This window comes from Zhouia amylolytica AD3 (assembly GCF_000511935.2).
Classification (GTDB): domain Bacteria; phylum Bacteroidota; class Bacteroidia; order Flavobacteriales; family Flavobacteriaceae; genus Zhouia; species Zhouia amylolytica.
The window spans coordinates 69,071-90,097 of record NZ_AYXY01000013.1; the positions used below are offsets into that span (position 1 = coordinate 69,071).

Sequence of the window (21,027 nt, forward strand, 5' to 3'; positions counted from 1 at the left end):
TTTGTTTTATGTCATACATAATAAAGATATGAAATATTCTGAACATTATAAAAATACACTTTTAAATGACGTAATACCTTTTTGGGAACGACATTCTGTCGATCATAAATTTGGAGGTTATTTTACCTGTCTTGATCAGAATGGAAAGGTTTACGATACCGATAAATTTATTTGGTTGCAAGGTCGGCAGGCCTGGATGTTTTCTATGTTATTCAATAATGTGGAAGCTAAAGAAGATTGGTTGAAAGTAGCTGAATCTGGTGTTTCTTTTCTTAAAGAGAAAGCGATGGATACAGATGGGAACTTCTTTTTCGCAACTACCCAGGACGGTAGACCACTAGTGCAACCCTACAATATTTTTTCGGATTGTTTTGCAGCCATGGCTTTTGCTCAGTATGCCAAAGCTTCAAAAGATGAAGACTATAAAGAGTTAGCCAGAAACACGTATCTTAATATTTTAAAAAAGAAAGACGATCCGAAAGGAAAGTACGAAAAAAGAACAGGTGTAAGACCCCTTAAAGGGTTTTCCTTACCCATGATTTTATCTAATTTAGTGTTGGAGTTGGAAGATGTGTTAAGTCAAAAAGAGGTGGAGGAGACCATTGATTTTAGTGTAAATGAAGTCATGAATGTATTCCTCCAAAAGGATTCCGGCCTGATTCATGAAAACGTAAATCCAGATGGCTCTTTTTCTGATAATTTTGAGGGAAGATTGCTTAACCCCGGACATGGAATTGAAGCCATGTGGTTCATGATTGATATCGGAAGTAGAAATGATGATACTCAATTAATTAATAAAGCAGTACAAACCATTATAACCATATTGGAGTATAGTTGGGATAAAGTGTTTGGTGGAATTTATTACTTTATGGATGTAAAAGGAAACCCGCCACAACAACTGGAATGGGATCAGAAATTATGGTGGGTCCATTTGGAAACTTTAGTGGCACTGGCAAAAGCATATGAGCATACAGGAGACCAAAGGGTTTTAGATTGGTATGAAAAGGTACATAACTATGCCTGGTCGCATTTTGCGGATCCCGATAATGGTGAGTGGTTTGGTTATCTTAATAGAGCAGGAAAACCATTACTAACCCTTAAAGGAGGGAAATGGAAAGGATGTTTCCACGTTCCCAGGGCTATGTTTCAATGCTGGAAAACTTTCGAAAAAATAGAACAATCAACTAACTTTAAATTTTAATTAAATAATGAAGTTTACATATATTTTATTAACGGCAGTATTAATTGCCTTTACCTCTTGTGATAGCAATCAAAAATCAAAGGAAATAGCGGAAGCGGTAAAGCCCTCAGAAGTAAGTCAATTTGTTTTACCGGTCTTGGTTAATAAAGAGAAAAACAAAATATTCAAATTCAGTTTAACTGTTGACGAACAAAAAATAACGGATGAACTAGCTCCGGTTAAATCGATATTGGTAAACTTTGAAGGAACAACAGACTTAAAGAATATTGGTGAAGCTTCTGTCTATCATGCTAAGACGGAGAACTTTAAAGAAGCTACTTTACTTTCTTCAGTATCTGAAATATCTAAAGAAGTTAGTTTTCAGGGAGTCTTAGATCTGGAACCGGGAAATAATTATTTCTGGTTGTCTGTGAAATTAAATGGAACTCCCGAACTAAGTAATAAAATTAAAGCTATTCCGGAAACCATAGTATTTAACAATGGTGGTGTTCTTAATCTATTAAATGAACCTGCTCCAGCCCAGCGTTTGGGAGTAGCGATAAGAAATAAATTCGATGATGATGTTGATACGTATAGGATTCCAGGGTTAGCTACTACTAAAGACGGAACATTGATAGCTGTATATGATATTAGATATAACAGTGCCGTCGATCTTCAGGAAGATGTGGATGTGGGAATGAGCAGAAGCACCGACGGCGGACAAACATGGGAACCGATGAAGGTGATTATGGATATGGGAGAATATGGTGGTTTGCCCCAAGATGAAAACGGAATTGGAGATCCTGCGGTATTGGTGGATGAAAATACAGGCACTATATGGGTTGCGGCCTTATGGTTGCATGGAAATAAAGATAAAAGAGCCTGGTGGGCATCGGATCAGGGAATGACTCCGGAAGAAACCGGCCAGTTTATGTTAGTAAAAAGTGAAGATGACGGGCTAACCTGGTCAGAACCTATAAACATAACACAACAAATTAAAAACCCTGATTGGAAACTGTTCTTTAATGGTCCTGGAATGGGAATTACCATGAAAGATGGAACATTGGTTTTCCCTGCCCAATTCAAAGATAAAGAGGCCATTCCTCATTCTACGATTATTTACAGTAAAGATAGGGGTAAAACCTGGAAAGTGGGTACAGGCGCAAAATCTGAGACTACAGAAGCCCAGGTGGTTCAGCTTACCGATGGAAGTTTGATGTTGAATATGAGAGATGATAGAAACAGAGCGAATAGAAAAGATCCTCAGAACGGGCGCTCTGTGGCAATTACAACCGATTTAGGTGCTACCTGGACCGAACATAGCACCTCGCGAAAAGCGTTGATAGAACCTAATTGTATGGCCAGCATTATTACTACAGAAGTGAAGGATAAAGGACATGTTTTATTCTTTTCAAATCCTGATTCAAAAACGAAGAGAGACCATATCACAATAAAAACAAGTTTTGATGATGGTATGACATGGCCGGAAGAATATCAGATTGAATTGTATGAAGAATCAAATTATGGTTATTCATGCCTAACCAAAATTGATGAAGACTATTTAGGAATCTTGTATGAGGGCAGCGGAGATTTATATTTTCAAAAAATAGCCATAGAAGAACTTATAAAATAAACGAAAATGAGACCTTTTGTATTAGCCGAAACGAATTGGAAACAAGTAAAAGACCAGAATTTTGAAGTTGCCATTTTACCATGGGGAGCTACAGAGGCACATAACTATCATTTGCCTTATGGAACCGATAATATGTTGGCGGAATCTGTAACAATAGAAGCAGCTTCAAAAGCCTGGAATCGGGGAGCAAAACCTATAGTGCTCCCGGTAGTTCCTTTCGGAGTCAATACAGGACAGCTCGATGTTTCCCTTTGCATTAATATGAATCCTAGCACTCAATATGCAGTTTTAAGAGATATCGTACAGGTGCTGCATTTGCAAAAGATTCAAAAACTTGTCATCGTTAATGCTCATGGAGGTAATAATTTTAAACAAATGATTCGGGAATTAAGTGTTGAATTTCCGGATGTTTTTGTATGCGCATTAAACTGGTGGCATGCGGGCAATGCGAAGGCTTATTTTGATGACCCGGGTGATCATGCAGGAGAACTGGAAACCGCAATGATATTGCATTTATTTCCTGAGTTAGTATTGCCCCTTGAAGAAGCGGGTAAGGGTGAAGCAAAACAATTTGCCATTAAGGCCCTGAGAGAAGGTTGGGTAACTACGCAACGCAAATGGACTTCCGTAACCAAAGATACCGGGGTAGGGAACCCTGAAAAAGCGACTGCAGCAAAAGGAGCTGCTTATTTTAAGGCAACGAGTGATGCTATCGCTGAGTTTCTTATAGACCTAAATGATACAGCCCTAAATAACCTTTACAAATAATATGAAAAAACTATTTCTCACTTTATTTGCCTCCCTTCTTACTTTTAGTCTTTCAACAGAACTAAAAGGACAAAACATAAATTTTGAAACAAACTACTCGGCAGAAGAACTTCATGCAGCTCCGGTTAAATTAATACCATACCCTCAAGAAGTTGTCTGGGGACCGGAGATGGTTAATTTTTTGAGCTTCAAAGTAACTTCAGAAAACACATTAAACAAAAATATTACTTCTGAGCTTGAACGCATCTGCAGTGAGTATGGTATTGAAAATTCTAAACATTCTAAAGTAACAATCAAATTTATTTCAGATGAGGAGGTACCCCTGGAAGGTTATGAATTAAACGTAGAAAAAAATAAAATAACCATTAAAACATCTAGCGATGCAGGTGCATTTTATGCATTGCAAACCTTGCGTCAGCTTATTTCCAATGATATAGGAATATCGAGAATTCAGCTTTGTAACATTAAAGATCAACCCGCATTTCCCATCAGGGGTTATATGGTTGATGTTGGGAGAAACTTCCAAAGTATAGAATTGCTTAAAACACAGCTTGATGTGATGGCAAGTTATAAACTCAATACATTTCACTGGCACTTAACAGACCGACCTGCCTGGAGAATTGAAAGTAAGGCTTATCCCGAATTAACCGGAGCCGAAAATCATCGCCCTACCAGAGACCCTGGAGCATTTTATACCTATGAGGAAATCAGAGCGCTAATTATATATGCAAAAGATAAGCACATACAGGTAATACCGGAAATTGATATGCCAGGGCATAGTGATTCTTTTGTTACAGCTACGGGTCACAAAATGGAATCTCCTGAAGGCATGAAAATTCTCGAAAAGGTGTTGAATGAGTTTTTTGATGAAGTTCCTAAAGAACTTTGCCCTGTTATTCATATCGGTTCAGATGAGGTGAGAATAAAGAATCCTGAAGTGTTTATCACCAAAATGGTAGCGATCTGTGAGGCTAATGAGCGTGAAGTAATCATCTGGAATCCCGGACTTCCGGCCAATGATTATGTAATAAGACAAACCTGGAAGCCAGATCACATAGAAGAAAAGACCTATAAAGAAATAGATTCATGGAATAACTACATTAATAATGGAGATCCATTTGTTCACATATCAAAACTATTTTTTAAACCTATAGGAAAAGGTTCAACGAATAAGGTACAAGGGGGAATTTTATGTATGTGGCATGATGTTAATCTTGATAAAGAGGATGATTTTATTAGATTTAATCCGCTGTATCCATCAATGTTAACCTATGCATGGAAAACATGGACCCATGATGTCAAAACGGCTTCTAAAGAATACTTAACCAAAATACCCCTTTCAGGAACCTCAGAACATGACTATTTTCAAGCTTTTGAAAAATACCTGATGCAACACAAAGAAAAATATTTTGCAAATAAACCTTTTCAATATGTGGAGCAATCTCAAAACCAATGGAAATTGATGAAGTTTGCGGATTCCCTTGCAATAGAAATGACTATGAATTCCATTCGTGAAAAATTTGATCAAAAGGATCGTTATAAACTAGCTAATGGTAATACCATTTATATTAAAGATAGATTTAAGCTTGGAGGTTATTATCCCGATGCTCAACCCGGAGAAACCTGTTTTGCATTATCCTACATCTACGCAGAAGAAGAGAAAGAAATCCCGGTTTGGGTAGGTTTTGAAACTCCTTTTAGAGCCAATAGAGTTTATGGAGGTATGCCCGATCAGGGGGCATGGGATGCTCATGGAGGGGATGTATGGATTAATGGAGAAAACCTTCCTGCTCCTGAGTGGAAGAACCCTGGGTGGAAACCGTCCAAAACATCAGGATGGGGGAATGCAGACGATCAGGAAATTACCTGGAAAGACGAAGAGTTGTATTGGACAAGGGAACCTGTTATGGTTCCTTTAAAGAAAGGCTGGAATGAAATTCTGATAAAGGTTCCGGGAACTAATGCATATCAGAACTGGATGTTCACCTTTGCGCCGTTAGAAGAAAATATCGTAGTAAATCCATTTAAAGCGATTAATGGAAAATAAAAACAAGTTAATATCTGTAATCCTGATCATTTTATTTCTCCTATTAGGAGAATTGGTTAAAATGGTATTCAACTTACCGATTCCCGGCAGTATTATAGGTATGGTGTTAATCTTTATGGTTTTAAAATTAAAATGGATCAGATTAGAACAGGTAAAACCTACCTCAGATTTTTTACTTAAATATTTGTCGTTGTTCTATGTTCCATATGGGGTTGGTTTAGTTACACAATACAAGTTTTTAAATGGGAAATTAACAGAAATTATCATTGCATTAGTCCTTAGCACTTTTCTCGCTATGTACATTACAATGAAACTTTTTAAAGTATTTGAAAAGAATGAGTAACTATGTTGAGCTTCCAATAGTAGGAATTTCTATTACACTCATGGGTTTTTATGCATCCAGGCAGTTGATTAAAAAGTATTCCTTTTTGTCCTCAGGATTAGTACTATGGACCGTGCTTTTCATCTTGGGTACGCTTTATGTTCTTGACATCAATTTTGATGCTTATTGGAATGGAGGCTCCTGGGTGAGTATGCTGTTGGGGCCGTCGGTTATTGCATTGGGAGTTTCATTATATGAACATTCAAATAAATTGTGGAAACAATTAAAACCGTTTCTGATAAGCGTAGTCACCGGTGGAATTATAGGGATTGTTTCTGTAGTTCTGTTGTTGTTGCAATTTAAAGTCCAACCGGAAATCATTAAGTCCATTGCACCCAAATCAATAACAAGTCCTATTGCCATAGAGGTCGCTCAATCCATAAAGGGGATTCCAGAGATCACTGCTGGAATTGTAATTTTCACGGGTATTTTAGGCAGTGTTTTTGGTCCGGTTTTTTTGAAAATCATTGGAAACAAAAATAATAGCGCAATGGGAGTCGCTTTAGGGACAACTGCACATGGCATTGGTACAGCCAAAGCATATGAATTAAGTAATGTTTCAGGAGTATATGGCGGACTCGCAATGTGTGTTAACGGAGTGATATCAGCTGTAATGATTCCATATATTGTTGAATTGATGATGTAAATATTCATGTTAAAAAGTATGAAAATGAAAAATAGTATATGTCTTCTAATCTGTATATTATCTATATCCTTCACCTTTGGTCAGGGAGCCAAAAAATTACAGGTAGAAGAACTTCAGGGTTTTTCTAAACTGAAAACGAAGCATTCCTCTTTGGGATATGCAGGAATGTTAGGTGGAGTGTATAATGATATTTACATCGCAGCAGGAGGCGCTAATTTTCCCGATGGAATGCCATGGGAAGGTGGTGATAAAAAATGGTACGATCATATTTATTATTATAAAGACCAACAGTGGAATTTATCTAAAGTAAAACTACCTGTGCCATTGGCTTATGCAGGTTGCGTATCTACCGAAAAAGGTGTTGTATGCATTGGAGGAGATAATAGCAAAGGAATTGTAAATCAGGTGCTTATTTTAAAATACAATAATGTTCTGGAAGAAATTACCGTTGAAGAAATTCAACAATTACCAGAGCCACTAGCCTATGCAACAGCTGTACATGTGGAGGGATATATATACCTTATTGGAGGTAAGAATCCCTCAGGTAGTACAAATAGTTTTTATAGAATTGATGATAGGCTGGAGGGAGAGTGGGAAAAATTAAAAGATTTTCCAGGACCTCCACGTGCAGTCCATTCAGCTGTAGTTCAGGAAAGTTCTTTTTCAAAAAAAATATATGTAATTGGCGGTAGAAATGAACGCAAAGGTAAAAAGTCTAAAGGGTTGTCCAGCTTCCTTAGCTACGATTTAAAAGATGAGGTCTGGAAAGAGGAAGGAGATGTAGTTATAGATGGAGATAAAAAAGTATTGATGGGGGCTGCAGCAGAAGCCAAAGGATCTATGCATGTATTGGTTTATGGTGGCTCCGATGAAAGGCTCTTCGATCAATTAGAACAGCTGTATCTGGATGAAATCGCAGCCGACCAGGATACTGTCAAATTAGATTTAAGCAACCGGAGGAAGGAAATCTTAAGAAATCATCCGGGGTTCCAAAAAGAAATTCTGGCCTTCAATACCATAACAGGCAAATGGTTTATATACGATAGCCTGCAGGTTCAAATCCCCGTAACTGCCTTGAGTTTTAAAATGAACGATGATTTTATGATCGTTTCAGGGGAAGTTGCACCCGGGGTACGGACACCTAAAGTTTATAAATTTGGCGATCAGACGGATATCAACAGGTTTGGCTGGTTAAATTATACCGTGCTGGCATTATACTTAATGATTTCCCTGGTTATTGGCTTTTACTTTTCTAATAAACAAAAGTCTACTGACGATTATTTTGTTGGTGGTGGTAGAATTCCATGGTGGGCTTCGGGCTTGAGTGTGTTTGGTACCTTACTAAGCGCAATAACCTTCATGGCAATACCAGCAAAAGCTTTTATAACAGACTGGTCCTATTTTTTCTTAAATATGGCCGCCATAGCAATAACACCGCTTATAGCATTCCTGTTCATCCCTTATTTCAATCGATTAAAAATAGCTACGGCATACGAATTTTTAGAAGATCGATTTAATTATCTGGCAAGAGCATTTGGAAGTTTGTCTTTTATCCTTTTTCAGCTTGGGAGGATTGGAATCGTCTTACTATTGCCTTCTCTGGCCATTTCAATTGTGACAGGTATTTCGGTTGAGGTAAGTATTTTAATAATGGGAATTATCTGTATTATCTATACCACATTCGGAGGTATAGAAGCTGTAATATGGACCGATGTGCTGCAAGTGATCGTACTTCTTGGAGGTAGTGTGGTGGCAGTAATATGGATTTTGCAACACACCGATATACCCGTTTCGGAAATGATTTCTTATGCAGAGAGCAAGCACAAGTTTAATCCGGCCAATATGGATTTTAATTTTACTGACACTACCTTTTGGGTCGTATTCATTGGAGGGTTAGCATCGGCCATGGTTACCCAGGGAACAGACCAAACCATTGTACAACGTTATTTAACCAGTTCGGACGTAAAAGATTCACAAAAGACCTTATATACCAATGCTGTATTAACACTTCCTGCAACGATTATTTTCTTTAGTATCGGAACCTTGTTATTTATATTTTACAAAGAAATGCCTGAAAAACTGTCTCCTGTAATATCCAACAATGATTCCATATTTCCGTGGTATATTGTCAATGAACTTCCTGTAGGGATATCCGGATTGTTAATTGCCGGTATTTTTTCCGCTGCCATGTCAAGTATCAGTAGTAGCCTGAACTCTGTTTCAACAGCTTTTTGTAATGACTTTTACAAGCGTTATAACCCTGCTAAAGGCGATATGAAATTGCTGAAGGTCGCTCGGTTGGTTACTGTAATTACCGGGGTGATCGGAGTGGTCTTAGCATTGTGGATGGCTAATTCAGGTATTAAATCCTTATGGGATCAGTTTTATACTTTCCTCGGACTATTTACCGGAGGATTGGGAGGAATGTTCCTGTTGGGAATGCTTACCAAAAAAGCCAATGCCACCGGAACCTTAATTGGCTTGGCACTTAGCGCTATCCTCATATGGTACATAAGTGTATATACTGAAATTAACTTTTTAATGTATTCCTTGTTAGGAGTAGTTTCATGTTTTGTGCTTGGCTATATTTTTAGTTTAATATTTAAAGACAATACCACCAAAAATGAATAAAAGACTCATAGTACTCTGCATTGTAGTGTTAGGTAGCGTTGAGCTGTACAGTCAGCTTTCACTGAATAGAATTTTTACAGATTACATGGTTTTACAAAGAAATGAACCCGTAACGATATGGGGTGAAGGAAAACCCGGATCAGAGGTTGAAGTGGTCTTCGCAAAAACGATGGTGAAAACTCAAGTAGCTGCTGATGCTACCTGGAGTCTAAAGCTGCCTGCCCAACATACAAACCTTACAGGGCAGCAATTAAGAGTGTATTCGGGAAATGAAGAAATCTTGCTTGAGAATATTTTAGTAGGTGATGTATGGTTATGTCTGGGACAATCTAATATGGAATGGCCATTAAGCCAAGAGAAGCATTTTAAACAAGAACAAAAAAAAGTTAACCAAACCTTGTTGCGATTTTACAACCCGAACTTTGCGGGTAAAAGCGTATATGGAGTTCATTATAGTGATTCACTTCTGAACAGATTAAGCCAAGATCAATTTTATCATAGAACGGAATGGGAGCAGAGTAATTTGAAATCCGCCGCTAAAATGAGTGCGGTGGGATATTATTTTGGTAGTAAGATCATTAAAGAACAAAAAATACCAATAGGCTTAATTAATTTGGCGATTGGAGGTGCTCCAATTGAAACATTTATAGACAAAAATGCTTTGTTGAAGTCCGATCAATTTTCTGCTAAGGTTGAAGGAAATTGGTTGAATAATGAAGCCTTGCCAAAATGGATAAGAGAAAGGGGAGATCAAAATGTGGGCAACGTTGAAGTGATATATAAGGACTCTTCAGGACCGAACCACGCATATAAACCCGGATTTGCTTTTGATTCGGGCATTAAATCATTAACCAAATTTCCAATTAAGGGAATACTTTGGTATCAGGGAGAAAGCAATGCTCAGGAACCTGAAAGGGTAGAAGAATATAAAGACTTGCAAAGACTGATGCTGTCTGATTTTAGAATGCATTGGAATTCACCGGATTTGCCTTTTTATTATGTTCAGTTATCTTCCATAGATACCTTACACTATAAAGGTCAGTTATGGCCTGAATTCAGAAATGAACAAAGAAAGTTCATTCGGGAGACTTCAAACACAGGTATGGCCGTTTGTTCTGATATTGGATCGAAGAATGATGTTCATCCTCGGGATAAGAAAAATGTCGGGGAAAGATTGGCAAAGTGGGCACTGAAGGAGGTTTATAAGATGAATATAATTCCATCAGGTCCGATGGTAAAAAGTGTAAAATATAAATCCGGGGCATTGCATCTGTATTTTGATTATGTTGGAGAGGGTCTAACAGCATACGGGAACGAATTAACTGGTTTTAGTATTGATAGCCAATCATCGGTAGATGCAAAGATTAAAGGAAACAAGGTTGTGATTGAAGTTAAGGAGAAGCCAACCTATGTTTATTATGGATGGCAACCTTTTAGTAAAGGAAATTTATTTAATGAAGAAGGTCTCCCAGCTTCGACTTTTCGATTGAAAGTTGAATAAATACAGATAAAAAATAACCACCCAAAAGTTAACTTTTAGTATCCAGTTGTTTTAAAAATGCTCTTGCGGTGGTTTTTAAGGATTCTTGCTTTTTCTCATCCATTTTGTCGTAGTTTCGAACTAACAGTCTTGTACGTGGATTGTTAAGGAAAAACCCGCGATGTTCATTAACGAATCTCCAGAATAATGAATCCCAAATAATTTGCCAGTCTCCATCCTCATAATCACTCATTTTCATAATATAATTACTGCCGCTAATATACGGTTTGGTGCTCATGATACCTCCATCCGCAAAAAGACTCATTCCGTATATATTGGGTACCATAACCCAATCATAAGCATCGATGAATAATTCCATAAACCACTGGTAAACTTTATCAGGATCAAATTCACAAAGCACCATAAAATTTGAAAGCACCATCAGCCGTTCAATATGATGTGCATATCCAGTCTTCAGAACTTTTTTTATAACATCATCGACGGGTTTAATTCCGGTCGTTCCATCGTAAAATGAATCAGGAATGGCTCGGTTGAAATTCCAAAAATTGGTAGTTCGCTCCTGCGATCCTTTTACTTCATATACCCCCCTGATAAACTCTCTCCATCCAAGAATTTGTCGAACAAAACCTTCGGTAGAATTAATGGGGATATCGTTAGCGTCAGCATATGAGATAGCCTTGTTAATGACTTCCTTGGGGTCGAGTAGCCCCACATTGATCAGGGGAGAGAGTACGCTATGATTTAAAAAGTGTGCATGAGCAACAATGGCATCCTCGTAAATTCCAAACTCATAGAACCGAAAGGAGAGAAACTGATCAAACCATTCTTTGGCTTGTTGATGATTGATGGGGTAATTTATAGCTTTTGAAATGGTCCCGTAATGCTCCTTGAAATTGGTTTCAACATAGTGTACAGCGTCTTTGTAGCCTTCAGTTAATTCAGGAAAGTAAATGGCTGTGGGTTGTTTGTTTTTTGGATATTTTTTTCTGTTTTCGGTGTCATAGGTCCATTTGCCCCCTATAGGTTGATCACCTTCCATAAGGATATCGCGTATTCGCCTTTGCTCTTTGTAGAATGAGGTTTGAAAGAATTTCTTTTTACCCTTTTTGAAAAAGAATTCAAGTTCCGATTTAGAATTAATAAAAAGCGGAGAATCATACCAGTTGATGGTAAGATCACCAATTGCGCTTTTAATCCTTTTTTCAAGCCAATTGTCAGTAGGGTTAATACAATGAAGGATAGTGACCCCTTTTTCCTTTAAAAATGGGATGAACTCTCTGATATCAGCATGCTTATTCATAGCCGAAATGTAGGCAACATTTTTGCCCCGATCTTTTAAAAGTTGCTCGTAGGCTTTCATAGTTGCTCTATGAAAAACCAGTTTTTGTTTATGGAACTTATAAAGACGAAAGAATAAAAACTCTTCGATCAAATAAATTGGGCATGATAGCTCCAGAAAAGGAGAATCCTCAATGAGTTGATGCGGAAATATGATGGCAACTTCTTTCATGAGATGCTTAGTTATAGCCATAACTTTCGATAGGTACCTGATGGGTCATACCGATTGGCTTGAAGGTCTACATTGAACTTTCGATTTCTCGGGTCATTTCCTATCCCGGCTGTATAAAGCCAGTTACCATAGTTACTATGCACATCATAATCAATTAAAAGACTTTCAAAATAAGCTGCACCAATACGCCAATCGAGATTCAATTCTTTACTAAAATAAGAAGCAACATTTTGTCGTCCACGATTACTCATCCAGCCAGTTTGTTTTAATTCTTTCATATTGGCATTGACAAAATCTGAGGAGGTCGCTCCATCAATCCAGGCCTTAACAAGATTAGAATCAATATCCCATTGTTTGTTGGAGGCCGAAATACCATTGCCGTGGAAAATTTTATTTCCGTGTTTCAGACTGATGTATTTAAAATAATCTCTCCACAAAAGTTCGAAAATTAACCAGTATGTAGATTGATTTTTGACAACGTGTTTTTCAAATAACTTAATGCGATGATAAAGAGTTCTGGGAGATAAACTACCGTTAGCGAGCCAAGGAGAAAATTTAGTACTATAATCAATACCGATTAACCCATTACGGGTGGTTTTATAAGATTTCAGTTTTTCAGACTTGAATATATAATAGTGCAACCTGTCTAGCGCAGCGTTTTCTCCCCCTTTGAAAGGAAAAGCACTATTTGGATGAGGGATAAAGTCCGGTAGCCCAAGAGTATCTGGTGTTATAGTAGGGCGCGCTACTTTAAAATTGTTTCCAACAGGCATTCTCTTTGGTAAGGCAATCGGACGAACCATCACGTCCTTTTCGATGTATTTTCTAAAGTCCGTAAATACTTCTGGAATGTCAGTTAATGCCACGGGAATATCATCTGGATGATATAAGAATTGATCTGAACTTTTAATGATTTCAATAGAAGAATCTAAACGATCTATTACTGCTTGCTCTGTTTGAGTCTCCTCGAACATCCATTCATGAAGTTTATAAATAGCAGAAACAGCATGTTCAGAACATAGCTCAGGAATGCAATTTTCTGGATGCTCGTAGCGAATGATCAATGGAATATTAAGAGCTTCAAGTTGCTCGTATAGGTCGTAAACAGTTTCAATCAAAAATTGAGCCCGATATTTACCGGTTTTCTTAAAACCGAATCGTGTAGTGATAAAGTGTTTGGGATCAAAGCAGTAGAGTCCAACTACCTTCTTATGGTTTGAACAAGCTTCAAAAAGTGCATTATTATCACCTACACGTAGATTATTGGTAAACCAAACTAATGCATTTCCTTTCGTATTCATCTTATTCAATTTTAGTATTTGTCTTCTGCTATATCAAGAAGGGTCATCAGTGGCGAACCTTATATATTTGGACGCTGATATGACTGACGAAGATGTACCTTAGGTACTGTATAGCCATCTAAACCATTAATAGCCGCAATATGACCCTTTGAAAGATCGATGAAACCATCCGGAGATAATAGTTCGTCATCAACGAATAAGTTCTTGATCTTACCTAACACTAGAAGGGTGTCATTGGCCTTAATATGATGCGCCTCAACAAACTGCATTTCCATTTGTACCGGGCATCCTCTCACAAAAGGAGCAAAACAACCGGCCTTATATTCTTCCTCCAATGTAGTCATCTCAAATTCGGAAGTGGTATTTGGATATTTGGCAGAGGTATGATGGGCTTGCTCTAAAATCCCTTCGTGAATATGATTGATGGTATAAGAACCCGTTTCTTTGATGTTCGCATACGTATTTCTCGGAACCGTAGTCGGTCGCAAGACAAAACCGAGTAATGGAGGTGCAGATCCATAATGAGTAATGGAACTGAATACAGCAACATTACTTATTTCAGAGGTGTTTTTCGTACCTATTAGATTAGCGGACTTATACCCTGAGCAGCTATTAATTAAATTAATCTTATATAAGTGATCTAACTTGGCTATATCAGTATCCTTAAACTGCATCCACGTATTTTTTAAAATGATTAATATCGATTTGGTTCGCTTTCAGATCAAACATGAGATTATAGAGTCCGAAAAATGTTCGATTGATGTAGATAAAATGTTTAGAACCTCTGTTTCCGTTAAACTTTTTCAGTTCTGTATTTTTACTGTACTTGTCACTCAATGCAGCAATAGCATTAAAAAAGTCCGGATTCGAGAAATCAAAATAAGGAACATGGAAAGGTTGAGTAAACAAGCTTAACATCTCGTGAAACAAGGCTGAAAAAAAAGCAATCTCCTCATCAGAATCATCAGGTCTGAGGATCTCCAATTCAAATAATTTTTCTCTAAATAGCGATGCGTTATCAATATTCTCTTTTTTTGCTAATTCAAAATACGGATAATAGAATTCGTCAGGAATCGTCTTCATACAGCCAAAGTCAAGCACCAGTAGTTCGTGGTCATCAGATACTAAAAAGTTCCCTGGATGTGGATCGGCATGGACTTTTTTTAAGACATGCATCTGATACATATAAAAATCCCATAAAGCCTGTCCAACCTTATTTGAAGCTTCATTTGAGGGATTATTGGCTACGAATTCAGAAATGTGTTCACCATCCATATAGTCCATAGTAATGATGCGATCAGAAGATAGCGATTGGTAATAGTTAGGGAAATTAAGGTTGTCTATATGATTACAACCTTCAGCTACCGCAATACTCTGTTCAATTTCCAGAATATAATCAGTTTCCTCCAATAACTTTTGTTCTACTTCCCTGAAGTATTTATCAGAGTCTTTTCCTTTTAGATTAAACATTTTAATCGCCACAGGTTTCACCAGGGCAAGATCAGACGAAATACTTTCGGCTACACCGGGATACTGAATTTTAACCGCTAACTTTTTACCGTCTTTTTCAGCAAGATGTACCTGCCCAATACTTGCGGCATTAATAGAAACTGGATTAAAACTGTCGAATAATTCGCCCGGAGATTCCCCGAAGTATTTCTTAAACGTCTTAATTACTAAAGGAGGAGAAAGGGGAGGAACCGAAAATTGAGCAAGAGAAAATTTTTCCACATAAGCTCTGGGTAAAATGCTTTTTTCCATGCTTAACATTTGAGCAACCTTTAAGGCACTTCCTTTAAGCTCTTTCAGACTGTTGTATATGTCTTCTGCGTTATCCTGGTTTAAACGTTCCTTTGCAGAAACTTCATCATTGATCAGTTTAGAACCATAGTATTTTAAATAATTGGTTCCTACTTTGGCCCCGGTTTTAAAAAGTTTAGAGGCCCGCTGTATTTTTCCGGTGGGAATTTTATCTATAGTTTTCATGAGAATATCGTCGTTCTTTCTTTAAATAGAAATTGACCCAAATCCATTAAACTATTAAGGGTTTGAGCGTCTAGTAAATTCATACTGGTATTAACTGACTTTTCAATAAAAACATCTGTTTTTTCAAAGGAGACGGAGGTGTCTTTTAACCAAAATTCTAGTGTCAGTAACAATTGAATCCACGCAGTTTCTTTTAATGTTTTCTTTTGAAAATCATTAATTGCCTTTTGTTTCATAGGCTTTACCTCAAGATCCAGATGTTCGATAAACTCTAAAAAAGCAATCTTCAGTTGAGATAGTTTCTTAAGACTCTTCAATCGGTGTTTATCCGATTTTAAGGCATAGACGACATAACTTCGATTCGCCGTCAATATTTCAAAAAAAGTAAAATAAAAACTCAGAAGCTTGTTACGTGAATCAAACTCCTGATACTCATCACTTTTTTGGAGTACAGTATAGGTGTGATCAAAAAAGTTCTTAAATAAATCTTGCTCTAAAGCTTCAAAAGAAGCAAAATAAGCATAGAACGTTGCCTCCTCAAATCCATTCTTAGAGGCAAAATGGTATACGGAAGACGGATTTGTATTATGAATTAACACATAATCCATATACAAGGAAATGATTTTGTCTCGGGTTATTTTATCTGATTTCTTCATAGCCATTCAAAGATAAGAAATTAATTTATTTTGTTTAACTTATTTATGATAAAATTAAACAAAATACATTGAGAGATGAATAGAATGTTCAACCACTTCTGTATCGTTATAAATTACCTAAACTGCTTTTTTATGAAAAACATGATGTTTAAACTAGCGGGTAATACCACTCAAGAATGTTATTTGAATATCAGTTAATTGAGTGTGTAAAATGTGGCGATAACGAAGGTTATTTTTACGTTGTATTTTAATGAATGGCACTGGTAAACAATCAAAAAAATGTATATTTAAATACTATTATTAATCTTACCTAATTAAAATAAAGAATGAAATTGTTCCGTAACGTTTCCAACCTACTTTTGGCTGGACTATTTGTTTTTCAAGTCTCTTTTGGTCAAGAATCATTTACATCACCAAAATTATCAGATCCCGACTCCTGGTCCATTATTTTACTCCCTGATACCCAGAGCTATGTGAAGTTTGAAAGAAATCATGGGATTTTGGAAACCATGACCGGCTGGATCAGTGAAAATATAGATGATTTAAATATTAAGATGGTTTTGTGCACGGGCGACCTCGTAGAGCAAAATGAACTATTGGTACCCGATGATAAAAATGGGAACCTTCCCAGTAGAGACCAATGGAGGGCTATTTCCCATGCCTTTGAAACCTTAGATGGTGAGGTTCCATATATTCTGGCTGCAGGTAATCACGATTTTGGTTATAAGAATGTAGAAAACAGGAAGACCAATTATATTAAATATTTTCCGGCGCATAGAAATTTGATGAATGCCAGAGCCTTAAGAGCAGTAGGTAAAAATGCAGACGAAATGCCTTCTATAGAGAATGCCGCATACGAGTTTGTTTCTCCACATGACCGTAAATTTTTGTTTGTAAATCTGGAATTTGCTCCACGTGATACAACCTTGGAATGGGCTAAAGAGGTGCTGGCTCAAGATCGTTTTCAGCAGCATACCGTAGTGGTGCTGACCCATTCGTATTTAAATGCGGAAAACCAGCATATTGAAAAAGAAAATTACCCCATAGAGAACGGAAATTATGGAAAAGCTATTTGGGATAAATTGATAGCTCCATCCACGAATGTACAAATGGTATTTTCCGGACATATTGGAGCAGCTGATAATTTTAAGGCACATACTGCCTATAGAGAAGATAAGAATGCCGCCGGGAAAAAAGTGAACCAAATAACGTTTAATGCTCAAGCCATGGGAGGTGGATGGCATGGTAACGGAGGAGACGGATGGTTACGGATCATGGAATTCTTACCCGATGGGAAAACGGTAATAATGCGTACATTTTCACCCCATTTTGCCCTCTCACCCAGTACCCAACACCTTTCTTATAGTAAAGACAGTTTCAATAATTTCACCATTCAACTAGATTAAGCAGGCTCTTGTTTAAGGGGCTGATAAACAATTAAAAAGCGGGATTTCCAGGAAGGATTTTCCGCTTTATTTGTCTTATAGTTTTATTAAACAGGAGTTTGTGGAGTTTACTTCCCGATACAAAAATTAGCAAAGATATTGCCCAGTAGATCGTCCGATGAGATCTGACCTGTGATTTCCCCTAAATGGTACAAGGCCTGACGGATATCAATAGCGAGTAAATCTCCCGATAATTCATCCTGTAAGCCAAACTTCACTTTTTCAATTTCCTCTAACGATTTTAACAGCGCATCGTAATGACGCGTATTGGTAACAATCGTTTCGTTATTACGTAAAGCGCCGGTATTAACAAATTCCAGGAGTTTATTAGTAAGTTCTTCAACCCCTTGTCCTGTTTTAGCAGATAAAAGGTGAATATTCTCAATTTCGGTAGTTAAAGTGGAAACCTGTTCTTTAGACAATAGGTCGACCTTATTAGCAATAATCACCAATGGCTTTTGAGGAAACTTATTTTTGATCTTCTCGATTTCTACCTGAACCTGTTTTAGATCTACCTTATCGTTAAACAGGGCAGCACTGTCAAACAAATAAACGACCACTTGAGATTGTTCGATCTTTTCAAAGGTCTTTTTGATACCAATACTTTCTACAACGTCTTTGGTTTCCCTGATACCAGCCGTATCGATAAATCGGAAACCAACACCGCCAATGGCAATTTCATCTTCGATCGTATCGCGGGTGGTCCCGGCTATATCACTAACAATAGCGCGCTCCTCATTCAAGATAGCATTCAATAGCGTAGATTTTCCAACATTTGGTTCTCCTACGATCGCCACAGGAATTCCATTTTTAATAACGTTTCCAACGGCAAAACTATCGATCAGTCGTTTTAAAACATTTTCTATTCTTTCAACGAGCTCTTTAAACTGTGTGCGATCCGCAAACTCCACATCCTCTTCAGCAAAATCCAGCTCCAGTTCAATTAAAGAAGCGAAGTTCAGGAGTTCTTCACGCAACTTTTGAATTTCGTTACTGAAACCACCTCGCATTTGTTGCATCGCTATTTGATGCGAAGCAGCATTGTCAGATGCAATCAGATCAGCCACAGCTTCCGCTTGGCTTAAATCCATTTTGCCATTTAAAAATGCTCTTAGGGTAAACTCACCTGCATCTGCCATACGACAACCATTGCGTAAAAATAATTGAATGATCTCCTGTTGAATATAAGGCGAACCATGACAAGATATTTCAACGGTATTTTCCCCCGTGTAAGAATGAGGTCCCTTAAAGATAGATACCAGAACTTCATCGACCACACGCTGATCCTCTGCAATTTGTCCCAGGTGTAAGGTGTGTGACTTTTGTTTGGTAAGATCTTTATTTCTTTTGGATCTAAAGAATGGAGCTACCAATTCGATGGCGTCGTTACCCGAAATACGAATAACGGCAATCGCACCAGCACCACTGGGAGTTGCTAAGGCTATAATGTTGTCTTGAGCTTGCATACCTATACTTAATTTGTGCAAAAATACAATTTACCAAACAATCTTATTCATGTTCATTCAGCAAACTTTTTGTAACAATCTGTATGAAAATGCGTCTTATAGATAAATCAATCAAAAAACAGTAACCATGAGAAAAGACAATCAATTAATCGTTTTGACCCATTTAAGTCAGCTTTTAGACTATGTGACCGGGGTAGGCGGGTTTATAGTACCGCTTGTACTCTGGCTTACCCAGCGTGATAAAATTGAACAAATGGACGAACACGGGAAATCGATTATTAACTTCCAGATTAGTATTCTGGTGTATGCATTGCTTAGTATACCTCTTATATTTCTACTCGGATTTGGAATTTTAGTTTTAATAGCGGTTGGAATAATGGCTTTTATTTTCCCAATTATTAATGCTATTAAGGCCTCCAATGGAGAAAAACCTTATTACCCGTTAAGCTTGCCTATTTTTTAAATATCATTATTCATAAGGTATTGGTAAAGTAACAGATATGGAGTTGTTCGAAGGACAACATGCCCGTACAAAAAAGCTGTTAGGTCAAGATCCCAGAAATAAGATAACATTCAGACATCGCCGTATAAAATAATGGCCTGTAAAGCAAAGCTCCACAGGCCATTAATATATAAGGGTTGGTTAGGTTCTTAGTTATTCAACATCACCGGCATTACCAACATTGTTATGTGTTCTCCTTCGTCAAGCCCATCAATCGGAGTTAAGATTCCAGCTCTGTTAGGTAAACTCATTTCCAACTGTACCTCATCAGAAGCCAGGTTGTTCAACATTTCATTCAAGAAACGAGAGTTAAAGCCTATTTGCATATCGTCACCCTGATAGTCACATGTTAGACGTTCTTCAGCCTTGTTGCTGTAGTCAATATCTTCTGCAGAAATATTCAATTCAGCTCCGGCTATCTTTAAACGTATTTGGTGCGTAGTTTTATTTGAGAAAATCGAAACACGCTTTACTGAATTTAAGAACTGCGTTCTGTCAATAGTAAGCTTGTTCGGGTTTTCTTTAGGAATTACCGCCTCGTAGTTAGGGTATTTCCCATCGATAAGACGACAAACCAATTCAAAGTTATCAAAAGTAAACTTAGCGTTACTTTCGTTATATTCAATATTTACATCACTTTCACTGCCTCCTAAGATACCCTTCAATAGGTTCAACGGCTTTTTAGGCATAATGAATTCAGCTACCTCAGAAGCTTTGATGTCTGATCGTTCGTATTTTACCAATTTATGAGCATCGGTAGAAACAAAGCGGATATTTTCAGGAGAAAACTGAAAAAATACCCCGCTCATCACAGGTCTTAGGTCATCATTACCAGTGGCAAATATGGTTTTGCTGATCGCCGTTGCAAGCACATCACCTAACATCGTAGTAGCGCTGGGGTCTGTTAACTCAACAGCCTTCGGAAACTCTTCTCCATCAGCATAGGCTAAAGCGTATTTACCATGATTAGAACTAATTTCAATGGTATTATTATCTTCCGTTACAAACGTAAGCGGTTGCTCAGGAAAAGTTTTTAGCGTATCTAAAAGTAAACGAGCTGGTACTGCAATACTTCCTGTAGCATCAGATTCAACTTCTAAAACGGAACTCATGGTAGTTTCCAGATCGGAGGCAGATACCGTCAATTTATTTTGATCTAATTCAAAAAGGAAATTATCTAAAATAGGGAGTGTGTTACTGTTATTAATAACACCACCCAAAACTTGTAATTGTTTTAAAAGGTACGAACTTGATACTATAAATTTCATCGGTTTACAATTTTCTTCATTTGGTACAAATGTGAACAAGCTAATGGTAAATAAGCATAGCCTTCACTCGTATTACAAATATATTTGAATTGTATTTTTTACCGA

At 37.4% G+C, this 21,027-nt stretch carries 17 protein-coding genes; 10 read left to right on the forward strand and 7 right to left on the reverse strand.

The genetic code is table 11. The features are described from left to right. The first annotated feature begins 28 nt into the window (after nt 1-28). The 8 genes from P278_RS03870 to P278_RS03905 are packed head-to-tail and all read left to right on the forward strand — an operon-like array spanning nt 29 to nt 10,788. Nucleotides 29-1,201: an AGE family epimerase/isomerase gene (locus tag P278_RS03870; protein WP_038262650.1), complete on the forward strand. Its 1,173-nt coding sequence runs from the start codon at nt 29-31 to the stop codon at nt 1,199-1,201. 7 nt (nt 1,202-1,208) lie between these two features. Continuing rightward, nucleotides 1,209-2,813 (forward strand): sialidase family protein, encoded by a 1,605-nt coding sequence (locus tag P278_RS03875; protein WP_038262653.1) that lies wholly within the window; start codon nt 1,209-1,211, stop codon nt 2,811-2,813. Between the two features lie 6 nt (nt 2,814-2,819). After that, nucleotides 2,820-3,581, forward strand: coding sequence for a creatininase family protein (locus tag P278_RS03880; RefSeq protein ID WP_038262656.1), 762 nt, complete (start codon nt 2,820-2,822; stop codon nt 3,579-3,581). A 1-nt stretch (nt 3,582) separates the two neighbouring features. Further along, nucleotides 3,583-5,628, forward strand: a complete 2,046-nt coding sequence (locus tag P278_RS03885) for a family 20 glycosylhydrolase (RefSeq protein ID WP_051413391.1) — start codon at nt 3,583-3,585, stop codon at nt 5,626-5,628. Next, nucleotides 5,618-5,971: a CidA/LrgA family protein gene (locus tag P278_RS03890; protein ID WP_038262659.1), complete on the forward strand. Its 354-nt coding sequence runs from the start codon at nt 5,618-5,620 to the stop codon at nt 5,969-5,971. Before P278_RS03885 ends, P278_RS03890 begins: the two co-directional genes overlap by 11 nt. Next, complete coding sequence (locus P278_RS03895) at nt 5,964-6,656, forward strand: LrgB family protein (RefSeq protein ID WP_038262662.1); 693 nt, start codon at nt 5,964-5,966, stop codon at nt 6,654-6,656. Before P278_RS03890 ends, P278_RS03895 begins: the two co-directional genes overlap by 8 nt. A 24-nt stretch (nt 6,657-6,680) precedes the next feature. After that, entirely contained in the window at nt 6,681-9,287 is a 2,607-nt protein-coding gene (locus P278_RS03900; protein WP_235444244.1) for a sodium:solute symporter family transporter, read from the forward strand. Beyond that, nucleotides 9,280-10,788 (forward strand): sialate O-acetylesterase, encoded by a 1,509-nt coding sequence (locus P278_RS03905; protein WP_038262665.1) that lies wholly within the window; start codon nt 9,280-9,282, stop codon nt 10,786-10,788. The genes P278_RS03900 and P278_RS03905 overlap by 8 nt, the downstream gene beginning before the upstream one ends. A 28-nt stretch (nt 10,789-10,816) precedes the next feature. On the opposite strand, the gene P278_RS03910 is transcribed toward P278_RS03905, so the two are convergent. The 5 genes from P278_RS03910 to P278_RS03930 are packed head-to-tail and all read right to left on the reverse strand — an operon-like array spanning nt 10,817 to nt 16,241. Beyond that, nucleotides 10,817-12,298 (reverse strand): cryptochrome/photolyase family protein, encoded by a 1,482-nt coding sequence (locus tag P278_RS03910; protein ID WP_038262667.1) that lies wholly within the window; start codon nt 12,296-12,298, stop codon nt 10,817-10,819. A gap of 11 nt (nt 12,299-12,309) precedes the next feature. Next, nucleotides 12,310-13,599 (reverse strand): DASH family cryptochrome, encoded by a 1,290-nt coding sequence (locus tag P278_RS03915; RefSeq protein WP_038262670.1) that lies wholly within the window; start codon nt 13,597-13,599, stop codon nt 12,310-12,312. 59 nt (nt 13,600-13,658) lie between these two features. Beyond that, nucleotides 13,659-14,273 carry a flavin reductase family protein gene (locus P278_RS03920; protein ID WP_038262673.1) on the reverse strand — a complete coding sequence of 205 codons (615 nt, stop codon included), beginning with the start codon at nt 14,271-14,273 and terminating at the stop codon, nt 13,659-13,661. Further along, nucleotides 14,263-15,585, reverse strand: a complete 1,323-nt coding sequence (locus P278_RS03925) for an ABC1 kinase family protein (RefSeq protein WP_038262678.1) — start codon at nt 15,583-15,585, stop codon at nt 14,263-14,265. The genes P278_RS03920 and P278_RS03925 overlap by 11 nt, the downstream gene beginning before the upstream one ends. Continuing rightward, the gene (locus tag P278_RS03930; protein WP_316930400.1) at nt 15,582-16,241 is read right to left on the reverse strand and encodes a TetR family transcriptional regulator C-terminal domain-containing protein; all 660 of its coding nucleotides are present in this window, start codon (nt 16,239-16,241) and stop codon (nt 15,582-15,584) included. The genes P278_RS03925 and P278_RS03930 overlap by 4 nt, the downstream gene beginning before the upstream one ends. Nucleotides 16,242-16,567: 326 nt before the next feature. On the opposite strand from P278_RS03930, the gene P278_RS03935 reads away from it, so the two are divergent. After that, a complete protein-coding gene (locus tag P278_RS03935) occupies nt 16,568-17,647 on the forward strand; it encodes a metallophosphoesterase (RefSeq protein ID WP_038262682.1) in 1,080 nt (359 codons plus the stop codon). Between the two features lie 107 nt (nt 17,648-17,754). Here P278_RS03935 and mnmE read toward each other — a convergent pair whose 3' ends face one another. After that, nucleotides 17,755-19,152, reverse strand: coding sequence for a tRNA uridine-5-carboxymethylaminomethyl(34) synthesis GTPase MnmE (mnmE, locus tag P278_RS03940; protein ID WP_038262686.1), 1,398 nt, complete (start codon nt 19,150-19,152; stop codon nt 17,755-17,757). A gap of 127 nt (nt 19,153-19,279) precedes the next feature. Between mnmE and P278_RS03945 the strand changes: the two genes are divergently transcribed. After that, the gene (locus tag P278_RS03945) at nt 19,280-19,615 is read left to right on the forward strand and encodes a DUF4870 domain-containing protein (RefSeq protein ID WP_038262689.1); all 336 of its coding nucleotides are present in this window, start codon (nt 19,280-19,282) and stop codon (nt 19,613-19,615) included. Between the two features lie 188 nt (nt 19,616-19,803). Here the strand turns inward: P278_RS03945 and dnaN are convergent, their stop codons facing one another. Then, on the reverse strand, nt 19,804-20,922 hold the full coding sequence (dnaN, locus tag P278_RS03950) for a DNA polymerase III subunit beta (RefSeq protein WP_038262692.1): 1,119 nt from the start codon (nt 20,920-20,922) through the stop codon (nt 19,804-19,806). Nucleotides 20,923-21,027: the final 105 nt, after the last annotated feature.

Coding starts and splice junctions, on each gene's coding strand:
- P278_RS03870 (WP_038262650.1), top strand. CDS start 29: ATGAAATATTCTGAACATTATAAAAATACACTTTTAAATGACGTAATA.
- P278_RS03875 (WP_038262653.1), top strand. CDS start 1,209: ATGAAGTTTACATATATTTTATTAACGGCAGTATTAATTGCCTTTACC.
- P278_RS03880 (WP_038262656.1), top strand. CDS start 2,820: ATGAGACCTTTTGTATTAGCCGAAACGAATTGGAAACAAGTAAAAGAC.
- P278_RS03885 (WP_051413391.1), top strand. CDS start 3,583: ATGAAAAAACTATTTCTCACTTTATTTGCCTCCCTTCTTACTTTTAGT.
- P278_RS03890 (WP_038262659.1), top strand. CDS start 5,618: ATGGAAAATAAAAACAAGTTAATATCTGTAATCCTGATCATTTTATTT.
- P278_RS03895 (WP_038262662.1), top strand. CDS start 5,964: ATGAGTAACTATGTTGAGCTTCCAATAGTAGGAATTTCTATTACACTC.
- P278_RS03900 (WP_235444244.1), top strand. CDS start 6,681: ATGAAAAATAGTATATGTCTTCTAATCTGTATATTATCTATATCCTTC.
- P278_RS03905 (WP_038262665.1), top strand. CDS start 9,280: ATGAATAAAAGACTCATAGTACTCTGCATTGTAGTGTTAGGTAGCGTT.
- P278_RS03910 (WP_038262667.1), bottom strand. CDS start 12,298: ATGAAAGAAGTTGCCATCATATTTCCGCATCAACTCATTGAGGATTCT.
- P278_RS03915 (WP_038262670.1), bottom strand. CDS start 13,599: ATGAATACGAAAGGAAATGCATTAGTTTGGTTTACCAATAATCTACGT.
- P278_RS03920 (WP_038262673.1), bottom strand. CDS start 14,273: ATGCAGTTTAAGGATACTGATATAGCCAAGTTAGATCACTTATATAAG.
- P278_RS03925 (WP_038262678.1), bottom strand. CDS start 15,585: ATGAAAACTATAGATAAAATTCCCACCGGAAAAATACAGCGGGCCTCT.
- P278_RS03930 (WP_316930400.1), bottom strand. CDS start 16,241: ATGAAGAAATCAGATAAAATAACCCGAGACAAAATCATTTCCTTGTAT.
- P278_RS03935 (WP_038262682.1), top strand. CDS start 16,568: ATGAAATTGTTCCGTAACGTTTCCAACCTACTTTTGGCTGGACTATTT.
- mnmE (WP_038262686.1), bottom strand. CDS start 19,152: ATGCAAGCTCAAGACAACATTATAGCCTTAGCAACTCCCAGTGGTGCT.
- P278_RS03945 (WP_038262689.1), top strand. CDS start 19,280: ATGAGAAAAGACAATCAATTAATCGTTTTGACCCATTTAAGTCAGCTT.
- dnaN (WP_038262692.1), bottom strand. CDS start 20,922: ATGAAATTTATAGTATCAAGTTCGTACCTTTTAAAACAATTACAAGTT.